At 71.8% G+C, this 10,862-nt stretch carries 8 protein-coding genes and 1 pseudogene; 3 read left to right on the plus strand and 6 right to left on the minus strand.

Features of this window, described 5'->3' with window-relative positions; all coding sequences use genetic code 11:
- Positions 1-390 (minus strand): annotated as a pseudogene (locus V6V47_RS32225) (bifunctional 3'-5' exonuclease/DNA polymerase); the annotation flags it as partial.
- 87 nt (positions 391-477) lie between these two features.
- Between V6V47_RS32225 and V6V47_RS32230 the strand changes: the two are divergent.
- Together V6V47_RS32230 and V6V47_RS32235 are read left to right on the plus strand one after the other, a co-directional pair.
- Positions 478-2,223, plus strand: coding sequence for an ABC transporter ATP-binding protein (locus V6V47_RS32230; protein ID WP_334632341.1), 1,746 nt, complete (start codon positions 478-480; stop codon positions 2,221-2,223).
- Positions 2,220-3,995 carry an ABC transporter ATP-binding protein gene (locus V6V47_RS32235; protein WP_334632334.1) on the plus strand — a complete coding sequence of 592 codons (1,776 nt, stop codon included), beginning with the start codon at positions 2,220-2,222 and terminating at the stop codon, positions 3,993-3,995. Before V6V47_RS32230 ends, V6V47_RS32235 begins: the two co-directional genes overlap by 4 nt.
- A gap of 40 nt (positions 3,996-4,035) precedes the next feature.
- On the opposite strand, the gene V6V47_RS32240 is transcribed toward V6V47_RS32235, so the two are convergent.
- From V6V47_RS32240 to V6V47_RS32260, 5 genes are read right to left on the minus strand one after another with little or no spacing between them, the layout of a single operon-like run.
- Complete coding sequence (locus V6V47_RS32240; protein WP_334632335.1) at positions 4,036-4,965, minus strand: carbohydrate ABC transporter permease; 930 nt, start codon at positions 4,963-4,965, stop codon at positions 4,036-4,038.
- Positions 4,965-5,873, minus strand: coding sequence for a carbohydrate ABC transporter permease (locus V6V47_RS32245; protein ID WP_334632336.1), 909 nt, complete (start codon positions 5,871-5,873; stop codon positions 4,965-4,967). Before V6V47_RS32245 ends, V6V47_RS32240 begins: the two co-directional genes overlap by 1 nt.
- Before the next feature lie 16 nt (positions 5,874-5,889).
- On the minus strand, positions 5,890-7,338 hold the full coding sequence (gene ngcE / locus V6V47_RS32250) for an N-acetylglucosamine/diacetylchitobiose ABC transporter substrate-binding protein (RefSeq protein ID WP_334632337.1): 1,449 nt from the start codon (positions 7,336-7,338) through the stop codon (positions 5,890-5,892).
- A 26-nt stretch (positions 7,339-7,364) separates the two neighbouring features.
- Positions 7,365-8,114, minus strand: a complete 750-nt coding sequence (locus V6V47_RS32255; protein ID WP_334632338.1) for an SIS domain-containing protein — start codon at positions 8,112-8,114, stop codon at positions 7,365-7,367.
- The gene (locus V6V47_RS32260) at positions 8,111-9,073 is read right to left on the minus strand and encodes a MurR/RpiR family transcriptional regulator (protein WP_334632339.1); all 963 of its coding nucleotides are present in this window, start codon (positions 9,071-9,073) and stop codon (positions 8,111-8,113) included. Before V6V47_RS32260 ends, V6V47_RS32255 begins: the two co-directional genes overlap by 4 nt.
- Before the next feature lie 205 nt (positions 9,074-9,278).
- Between V6V47_RS32260 and V6V47_RS32265 the strand changes: the two genes are divergently transcribed.
- Entirely contained in the window at positions 9,279-10,268 is a 990-nt protein-coding gene (locus V6V47_RS32265) for an N-acetylglucosamine kinase (RefSeq protein ID WP_334632340.1), read from the plus strand.
- Positions 10,269-10,862: the final 594 nt, after the last annotated feature.

The following is a 10,862-nucleotide window of genomic DNA, read 5'->3' on the forward strand; positions in this document are numbered from 1 at the left end:
GTGCCCGGGCGGCGCGGCCGGGCGCGGCGGCGGATCGGGCGGCACCGGCGCGCCGGTGAGCCGGGCCCAGGCGGCGGCCAGCGACCGCGGCTCGCCCCAGCGGCCGGCGTGGCCGAGCAGCAGCGCCTCGGTCAGCTCCAGGTCGTGGCAGCGCTCGACGCGCACCCCGGCCCGCAGCAGCGCCGGATAGAGCGCCGCCCCCGACCCCCACACCCACCTCGGATGCTCGGCGGCCTCCCGTGCGGCGACCGCCGCGGCCAGGTCGCTGACCGGCTCGGCCGGCCCGGCGGGAGAGCCGACACCGTCCAGGGGCTGGAGCACGCCCCCGCCCCGGTCATCGGACACCACCGCCACCAGCACAGATGCGATTCTGCCTCGCCCCTGCGACATGAACGGTCCCCAGGCCTTCGATAGCGTGGGCCGGTGCCTCCGCAGATCCCGCATCCCGATCCCGGCGTTCCGGACCTGAGGGGGCCGATGCGCTACCTCTGGTGGCTCATCCGCTGCCAGCCCTGGCGGGTGCTGCGCGGCAGCCTGTTCGGGACGGCCTGGATGATCGGGCTGTCGGTCCGGCCCTACCTGGTCGCCCGCGCGGTCGACGACGGGCTGAGCGTGGGCGACCGCCGAGCTCTGGCGCTCTGGGTCGCGGCGGTCGTCGTCGCGGGCGTGGCGCTGTCGTACCTGGGCATCATGCGACACCGCACCATGACCTTCATCCGGGAGGACGCCAAGGCCCGCTCGGCGGCCGTCCTGCTGCGGCAGCTGTCCCGGATCGGCGCGGTGCTGCCCCGCCGACTCGGCTCGGGCGAGGTGGCCACCGTCGGCGGCTCCGACATCAACTGGGTCGCGGAGGTCCTGACACTGACCGGTCCGGGCATCGGCGCCGTCGTCGCGTACGGGGTCATCGCCGTGGTGCTGTGGTCGATCGCCCCGTTCCTCGCGCTCTGCGTGCTGGTGGGAGTGCCGGTGGTCGGGCTGGTCGTCGGGCCGCTGCTCCGCCGCCTCGAACGGGCCGAGTCGGTCTATCGGCAGCAGCAGGGTGAGCTCACCGCCCGCTCCAGCGACATCGTGGCCGGGCTGCGGGTGCTCGCCGGGGTCGGCGGCCGGGACCTGTTCGCCCGACGGTACGCGGACCGCTCCCGGAAACTGCTCGCCAAGGGCTACCGGGTCGGCGCGGTCAACAGCTGGGTCGACGCGGCGACCGTCGCCATCCCCGGGCTGTTCCTGGCGGCGGTGGTCTGGCTGGCGGCCCGGATGGCCGTGACCGGCACCATCACGATCGGCGAGCTGGTCGCCGTCTACGGCTACGTGGCGACGCTGACCGTGCCGGTCTGGTTCCTGCTCGAAGGCAGCCAGGAGCTGATCCGGGGCCGGATCGCCGCCCAGCGGATCGTTGCCCTGCTCGCCCTCACCCCGGACGACGTCGGCGGCCCGCGCACCACGCCAGCCCAGCGTGGTCCGGTGCCCGACCCACGCCGGCCGGACACCGTGGCCGCGCCGGCCCACCCCGCCGACCTGCACGACCCGGTGACCGGGCTGACCGTCCGCGCGGGCCTCCTGACCGGTGTGGCCGCCGACGACCCGGCCTCGGCGGTGGCCCTGGCAGACCGGCTCGGCCGATACGTCACCAGCGCGGCCACCTGGGGCGGCCGGCCGCTGACCGGGATCGCCCTCGACGAGGTCCGTGCCCGGATCCTGGTGGCCGACCACGACTCGTACCTCTTCGCCGGGACGCTGCGGGACATCCTGCGCGCGCGGCCGACCGACGACGACGACCAGATCACCGAGGCGCTGCGGGCCGCCTCGGCCGAGGACGTCGCCGACGCCCTACCGGCCGGGCTGGACACCCCGGTCGACGCCCGCGCCCGCTCGCTCTCCGGCGGCCAACGCCAACGGGTACGCCTGGCCCGCGCGCTGCTCGCCGAGCCGGAGGTGCTGATCCTCCTCGACCCGACGTCGGCGGTGGACGCGCACACCGAGGCGCGCATCGCCGACCGGCTCCGTACCGCCCGAGCCGGACGGACCACCGTCCTGCTCGCCACCTCACCACTGCTGCTCGGCCGCGCCGACCTCGTCGCCCACCTGCGCGCGGACCGGATCGTCGCCACCGGCACCCATGCCGAACTGCTCGACCAGGACCCCGGCTACCGGCACCTGGTGGCCCGCGACAGCGCCGATCCGGAGGTCGAGCGGCCCGCCGACACCGAGGGAGCCCGCCCGTGAACCGGCTGCCGGTGGCCGACCGCGCCACGGTACGCCGGGCACTGCGGGACCTGATCGGCCGGCACCGACGTGCCGTCGGCATCGTGTTGGCGCTGCACGGCGCCGCTGCGGTCGCCGGGCTCGCCCCACCCTGGCTGCTGGGCACCATCATCGACCGGGTCACCGCGGGCGCCGGCGTCGCCGCGGTGGACCGGCTGGCCCTGGCGATCGGCGGCTGCGTCCTGGCGCAGGCGTTGCTGTCCCGCTTCGGCCACTACGCTGGCCACCGCTTCGGGGAGCGGGCCGTCGCCGAGCTACGCGAGGAGTTCGTCGACCGGACGCTCGGGCTGCCCGTCTCGGTCGTCGAGCGGGCCGGCTCTGGCGACCTGGCCACCCGCAGTTCGGTCGACGTGTCGACGGTCGGGACGACCGTGCGGGACGTGGCGCCCACCATCGTCATCTCCTCGGTGCAGCTGACGCTGCTGTTCGGGGCGATCTTCCTGCTGCATCCGCTGCTCGGGCTGGCCGCGCTGGCCGGGCTGCCGTCGATCTGGGCGGTGACCCGCTGGTACCTGCGGCGGGCAAGATCCGCGTACCTCACCGAGGGCGCGGCGTCCGCCGAGTTGACCGAGACGCTGACCACCACCGCCGAGGGTGCCCGCACCATCGAGGCGCTGCGGCTGGGCGACGACCGGATCCGGCACGGCACCCGCCGCATCGCCCGGGTGTGGCAGGCCCGGCGGGCGACACTCGCGCTGCGTACCGTGTTCTTCACGGTGGTGGAGGCCAGCTATCCGCTCCCGGTCGCCATCGTCCTGCTCGTCGGCGGGTCCCTGCTCTCCCGGGGAATGGTCTCGCTCGGCGCCGTGGTGGCCGCCGCGCTCTACCTGCAACAGACGATCGATCCGCTGGACCGCCTGCTGCAGTGGACCGAGCAGGCGCAGCGCGGCTTCGCCTCGTTCGCCCGGGTCCTCGGCGTCGGCCTGGTCCCACCGGAGGCGCCCGGCACGGCCGCCACGACACAGGGAGAACGGATCGTCGTGCGCGCCGCCCGGTTCGCCTACGCCGACGGGCACGACGTGCTGCACGGCATCGACCTGGAGGTCCGGCCCGGCGAGCGGCTGGCCGTCGTCGGCCCGTCCGGCGCCGGCAAGTCCACTCTGGCCCGGTTGCTGGCCGGGATCGACGCGCCGCGCCAGGGCGTCGTGAGCATCGGCGGCTGCCCGGTCACCGACCTCGATCCCGCCGAGCGCCGTCGCCGGATCGCTCTGGTCACCCAGGAGCACCACGTCTTCATCGGCTCGGTCCGCGACAACCTGGCCTTCGCCGCTCCGGACGCCACCGACGAGCAGATGCGCGCCGCGCTGGGCACGGTGGGCGCCGACTGGTACGCCGGGCTGGCCGACGGCCTGGACACCCCGCTCGGCGACGGGGCCCGGCAACTCGGCGCGGCCGAGGCCCAGCAACTGGCGCTGGCCCGACTGGTGCTCGCCGACCCGCACACGCTGATCCTGGACGAGGCGACCGCGGCGCTCGATCCGAGCACCGCCCGGCGTACCGAGCGGGCGCTGGCCGCCGTTCTCGTCGGGCGGACCGTCATCGCGATCGCGCACCGGCTCAACACCGCGCACGACGCCGACCGGGTCGCCGTTATGGAGGATGGCCGGATCACCGAGATCGGCAGCCACGACGACCTCGTCGCCGCCGATGGGGCGTACGCGGCCCTCTGGCACTCCTGGCACGCCCAGGCCGACGAGCGCCCCCCGCATGCCCGGAAGGAGTGGCCGGTCTGACCACTCCCCCCGGGAGCCCGCGCTCGTCGGCCTGGGAGTCCTACTTGACCGCGCCGGAGGTCAGGCCGGCCTGGATCTGACGCTGGAAGATCGCGTACACGATGATCATCGGCAGGATGGCGATGGTCAGCGCGGCGAACAATCCCGACCAGTCCGCCTCGTAGCCGGCGTTCACCGAGATGTCGGCGATGCCCTGGGTGAGCACCCACTTGTCCTTGGCGTTCGAGAGCAGCACCAGGGGCAGCTGATACTGCGCCCACTGACCGATGATGTTGAAGATCGCCACGCTGATCAGGCCGGGCTTCGCCATCGGCATCATGACCTGGAAGAACAGCCGGGTGTGGCCACAGCCGTCGATCATCCCGGCCTCGGCCACCGACGACGGCAACGTCTTGAAGAAGGCGGCCAGGAAGAAGATCGTGAACGGCAGCGAGTACGCGATGTAGACCAGCACCAGGCCGGTGTGGGTGTCCAGCAGGCCCAGGTTCTTCACCACGAAGAACAGCGGCACCAGGGCCAGGAAGACCGGGAAGGCCAGCCCGGAGACGAAGAGGTAGTAGATGGCCCGGTTGCCCCAGAACTTGTAGCGGGCCAGCACGTACGCCGCCATCGAACCGAACAGCATGGTCCCGAAGGTGCTGCACGTGACCACGATGACGCTGTTGATGAAGTACCGGCCGACGTGCGCCTTGGTCCACGCTCGCCCGAAGTTCTCCCAGCGCAGCTCCGCCGGGAGCGTCCACGGGCTGCTGAAGATCTCGCTGGTGTTCTTGAACGCGGCGAGGAAGGTCCACAGGATCGGCACGATCACGATGACCGCCCACACGGCGAGCGCGATGTGCCCCAGGCCGGCGAAGAGCCGTACCTCCGAGCGGGGGCCCTTCCGCCCTCGCCCGGTGGGCGCCTTCGGGCCACCGGTCTTCGGCGGTAGCGCCGCCGGTGTCGGCGGCAGCGTCGACTGCGGGTTCATCAGTACTCCACGCTTTCCCGCTTGGTGAGCCGCAGCGTCAGCGCCGCGAACGTGAGGGTCAGGAAGAACAGCGCCACGCCCATCGCCGAGGCGTAACCGTATTTCGAGTAGACGAACGCGTTGCGGTAGATCTCCATGGCCAGCACGGTGGTGGCACCGTCCGGGCCACCGCCGTCGACCGAGAGCACCGCGACGATCGCGAACGCGTCGAACGCCGCGATCCCGAGGTAGACCCAGGCCACCTGGAGGGTGTCCCAGAGCAGCGGCAGGGTGACCCGGAAGAACATCGTCACCCTGGTCGCCCCGTCCATCTCGGCGGCCTCGTAGATCTCACCCGGGATGGAGGCCATCCCGGCCGAGAAGAGCACCACGTAGAAGCCGACGGCCTGCCAGACCAGCACCCCGATGATCGACCAGAGGGCCAGGTTCGGCCGGATCAGGAAGAGCACCGGATCCAGACCGAACTTCATCAGTACGCCGTTGATCAGCCCGGACTCGTTGGGCCGGTACACCATCTGGAACAACACCGCGATGATGGCCACCGCCAGGACCTGGGGGAAGAAGAACACCACCCGGTAGAACTTCGACCCCCAGACCCCCTGGCGTTGCCCACCACTGCTCCGCCCGGCCACGTTCAGCTGGAAGGCGAAGAACAGCGCGATGGCAATGGTGATCAGCGGCAGGGCAAGCAGCAGTACGCCGTGGTGCTGGACCGCCTTCCAGAAGGCGCCGTCGTCGAACAGCCTCCGGTAGTTGTCGAAGCCCACCCACTGAGGGGCGGAGAGCCCTCTCCAGTTGGTCATCGAGATCTGGAACGCCTGCGCGTACGGCGCGATCACGAATGTCACGTACAGCGCGACCGGGACGAACAGGAACCCGATCACGAATGGATACTTGCCGTGCCGCATGACCCCTACGCTCCGATCAGCGCTTGAACTTGGTGACGGAGGAATCCTTCTTGATCGCGTCGGCGCGCTTCTGGATCCGCTCCACGAACGCGTCCGCCTTGATCCGACCGAACATCAGCTCGTTGGTGGCGGTCCGCGCCTCCGTGTCGAGCTCCTTGTACCAGTTGTCGAAGAGCATGTTGAACACGTCCTTGCCGGCTGCCTTCAGCGCGGCCTGGGCGCTGGCCACACCCGGCGGGAACTGGAAGCCCTCGCTGCCGGCCGGCACGACCGTGGCCGCACCGACGGTCTCGGTGAAGCCCCGGGTGCCCGCCTTGGAGAGCATCTGGCGCATGTACTCCATGCCACCACGCGGGTTCTTGCTCTTGGACGAGACGAAGTATCCCTCGCCACCGGCCGCCCGGATAGCGGCCGCCGGCAGCTTGTCCGACGCCGTGAGGCCGGGCACCGGCATGAGCTGGTAGGTGAAGCCCGCCGGCGTGTCCTTCTTCTGCTCGTTCTCCAGCCAGTCACCGGACGGGTAGAAGGCGACCTTGCCCTGGTTCTGCCGCAGCTGCACATCGGTGTGCTTGAGCCCCTCGAAGCTCTTGTCCGAGTACTTCGCGCCGATCTCGGCCCACGCCTCCGCGGCCTGCTTGACCGCGTCCTGCTTCCAGGCGCCGTCCTCCAGGTTGTCGATGTTCTTCAGAACGTCGGTGCCGCCGATCTTCGCGGCCTGGGTGAGGATCACGTTCCACTGGTAGTAGGCCGCGTTCGCCCCGGCGTAGCCGTACGGGGTGATGCCCTTGGCCTTGATCTGCTCGCAGAGCGCCTTGAACTGCTCCCAGCTGGTGGGCGCGGTCCAACCGTTGTCCTTGAAGAGCTTGCCCGAGTACCAGATCCCGTAGACCGTCGAGACGTAGTACAGGACGAACGGCTTGCGCCCCCCGTCGGCGGTGTTGAACATGCCCTGCTCGACAACGCCCGGGATGACGGTGTCGCGGACCTTCTTGCTCGCGTCGTCGACCGAAGGCGCGTCCCACAGCTCGGTGAGGTCCTGAAGCTGGCCGTCGTTGACGAGCGCACCGAAGTCGAGGAACTTCTCGCCCGAGTTGTTGACGAACTCCGGCGGGTTACCGCCGGCGAACCGCGGCTGCAGCACCGTGGAGACCGCCTGGGTCGCCTGGTGCTTCACCTCGGACTTGGGGAACGCCTTCTTGTACAGCGGCTCGTGCACGTCGGTGGCGTACTTCTCGCCGTAGCCACCGTTGAAGATGATTACCTCGATCGGGGCGTCCTCTTTGGCGCCGAGCGGGTTGGTGGCGCTCTTCGTGCCGCCGGCCACCTGCTCGTTGTCGTCGTCACCGCTGGTGGCGCACGCGCTGAGCAGGCCGATGGCCGGAGTGGCGAGCATGCCCACGGCGGCGGCGCGACGCAGCACCGTGCGCCGGTCGAGAGCGGCCGGGTGCTCGGGGGTAATCGACATCGTCGTCTCTCCTTGTGGAATTCGGGTCAGGCGGTACGCCGGAGGCGCCCGGCATACCGCGACTCGAGGGCGAGGTTGTGCTCGTCCCCACCGGGGACGTTGGCGGAGAGGTAGATAGGGGGTACCTCTCCGGCCTGGTGGAACCGTCGTACGACCTCCGCGGTCAACAACTGCGCCAGCAGCGCCGTGGTGACCGAGGAGACCGCACAGACCGCGCCGCCGCCCTCGAGCGGCAGCAGTGCGTCGCCGTACGGCGCGCCGTTGTCCAGCACGACGTCGGCGAGGTCGGCGAGCCGTTGCCCGGACGGGTGCCGTGGCGCCACCCGCGCGGTGTGCTCGACCGAGGTGACCGCGATCAACGGGTGACCGCGCTCGGTGACCAGCGCCGCCAGCTCAACCACCGAGCCGTTGATGCCGGACTGGGACGCCACCACGAACACGTCCCGCGGCTGAGGTGCCGCGAGCGCGTAGATCTGGTGGGCGATGGAGGGATCGCGTTCCAGCTTGGGATCGGCGAGCACGCCACGCGGGGCGTCGCCGTGCACCACCAGGTCACGCACCGAGAGCCGGTTGGTGGGGACCAGCCCACCGGCCCGGGCGACCAGCTCGGCGGCGAACGCCTCGGAGTGCCCGGCGCCGAACGCCTGGAGCACGCCACCGTCGCGCAGACTGTCGGCGATCAGGTCGGCGGCCCGGGTGATGCCGTCGGCCTCCGAGTCGAGCAGCCGGTCGAGCACCGGGCGGACCGCCTCGGCGTACCCCTGGGCACTGATCATCCGACGGCCCCCTTCGCGGCCTTGTGCCCGTCGACGGCCTGCGCGGTACGCCGGAACGCCGCGTGGGCGCGGTCGTGGGTGCGCTGGGCGACGGCGATGTAGAGCAGGTCGAGCACCACGAGCTGCGGGTGCCGAGCGGAGAGCGCGTCCGGACGGAAGGTGGTCGCCTGGCTGGCGGTGAGCAGCACGATGTCGGCCAGCTCGGCCAGCGGTGAGCGGGGAAAGCCGGTGAGCGCGACCGTGGTGGCGCCCCGACTGCCCGCCTCGGCGAGCATCTCGATCGTCTCGCGGGTCTGGCCGGTGTGCGAGATGCCCAACGCCAGGTCACCGGTACGCAGCAGCGCCGCGCTGGCCAGCCCCTCGTGCACGTCGTTCCAGGCCCACGCTGCCACCCCGATGCGGTGCAGGCTGAACTGCATCTCCTCGCCGACCAGCGCGCTGCCGCTGGCACCGAAGATGTTCACCCGGTTGGCGCCGGCGATCGCCACCGCGGCCCGCTCGACCTCGGCGAGGTCGAGCAGCGCGGCGGTGTCGTGCATGGCCCGGGTGTCGGCGGCCATGATCTGGTCGAGCACCCGGGGCAGCGGGTCGCTCGGCTGGATCTCCCGGCCAATGTCGATGGTCCAGCCGGCCGAGCGAGCCCGGCCGGTCTCGGCGGCGATGCCCAGCCGCAGGTCCGCGTAGCCCTCGAAGCCCATCGCCCGGCAGAAACGGGTGATGGTCGCCGGTGAGGTGCCGCTGCGTTCGGCCAGCTCCACGATGGTGGACCGGGCAGCGGCCTCCGGGTCGCTCAGCACGTGCTCGGCGACGCGGCGCAGCGCGCCGGTCAACTCGCCGAGGCCACTGCGGACGCGGGTCAGGACCCCGTCCGAAGCGGACCCGAGCGTCCCGCGCCGGTCGAACGACTCGGCGTCGACCACCGCGGTCCCCGCGGCGGTGTCCACCTCGTGATCAACCATGGGACGCCTGGCCTTTCCGAAAAGACTGTTAACTGTTAGTGGTAAAAGTTCTTACTAACCGCCCCTCCGTGTCAAGACTGTGGGCGAAGTTTTCAAACTGTTACCTGCTGCACAGCCCTCGACACTCGCCGGAATTTGCCCTGCGCCACCGGGCCGACCAGCATGAACAGGCCCGTCACCGCGTAGCGCAAGGAGGCCCCTGCCGATGTCCCACACCCTCGTGGTCGGTCTCGACATCGGCGGCACGTCCACCCGGGCGGCCGCCCTGAACCTGAGCGGTGAACGCCTCGGCGCCGGCCGCGCCGGCGGTGGCAACCCCACCAGCCACGGCGCCGAGCGGGCCGCCGCCGAGTTGCTGACCGCGCTCCGCGAAGCCCTCGCCGACATCGACCCGACCCGGGTGGCGGCCGGCACCATCGGGCTCGCCGGGGCCGCCCGACTACTCGCCGATCCCGCCGGACGGGCCGCCTTCGACCGGGCCTGGCACGACGCCGGCCTGCGCTGCCCGTACACCGTGTACGGCGACGCCCTGGTCGCCTACGCCTCCGGCACCGCCGCCGCGGACGGCACGGTGCTCATCGCCGGCACCGGGGCGATCACCGCCCGGGTTCGCGACCTGCGGCTGGATCGGATCGCCGACGGCCACGGCTGGCTGCTCGGCGACGCCGGGTCCGGGTTCTGGCTGGGCCGCGCGGCGGTCCGCCGACTCCTCGCCGACCTGGACGCCGGCCACACCCTCGGCCCGCTGACCACGGCGGTACTCGCCGAACTGACGGGCAGCACCGACATCGCCGCCCGCCCCCGGGACACCGTCGACGCCACGGTCCAGGCCGTGACCCGCCGGCCCCCGGTCGAGCTGGCCCGCCTGGCCCCACTGGTCAGCACCGCCGCCGCCGAGGGCGAACCGGTCGCCACCGCGCTGATCGCCGAGGCCGCCGCGCACCTGACCGAGAGCGTGAGCCGCATCCGTCCGGCCGACGCCGTGACGCCGGTCGTCCTCGGCGGCGGGCTGCTCACCGGCGACACCCCGCTGGCCACCGCCGTCCGGGCCGAGGTCAGCCGAAACTGGCCGCAGGCACCACTCCGTATCGCCGGGGACGGGGCGGTCGCCGCAGCCTGGCTGGCCGCCCGCGAACTCCCGGAGGTCACCGACCCGGCCGCCCTACACGCCCGCCTCTTCCCGACAACCCCCTGACCGCCCGCCGCCTGCCGCCTGCACCGCGCGCGGTGCCCCGCGCCGCACCGCGTGATCGCGCCCCGCGCCGCACCGCGTGATCGCGCCCCGCGCCGCACCGCGTGATCGCGCCCCGCGCCGCACCGCGTGATCGCGCTAGATCCAGGATGTAGTGCCCTCCGGCCACGACGAGGGCACTCTTTCCAGGATCTAGCGCGATCCCAGGCCGGCAGCGCCGGGAGCGAGCGCCACCACGGGTGGGCAGCGCCGGGATCGGTCGCGAGTACGGGACGGCCCGCCGGCCCAGCGCTCGACCGGCGCCCGGCCGCAGCCGCCGGCACCACCCATCAGTTGATCACCCTCGATCCAGGATGTAGTGCTCATCCGACGCGACGAAGGGACTCTTTCCAGGATCTAGCGCGATCACTGCACCGCCCGCGCGAAGCGCGATCAAGGCGTCACACGAGCGAGACGATTGGCGCGCCAAGTCAGACCCGATCCAGACCTCAGACCCGCCCTGCGGTGGGCTCAACCGGTGGTTGCAACACCGAGGAGTTGGGTCATCTTCTCACCTGGGGTGGCCCAGCCCAGGGTCATGCGGGGGCGGTCGTTGAG

The organism is Micromonospora sp. CPCC 205539, assembly GCF_036906815.1.
In the GTDB taxonomy this organism is placed as follows: domain Bacteria; phylum Actinomycetota; class Actinomycetes; order Mycobacteriales; family Micromonosporaceae; genus Micromonospora.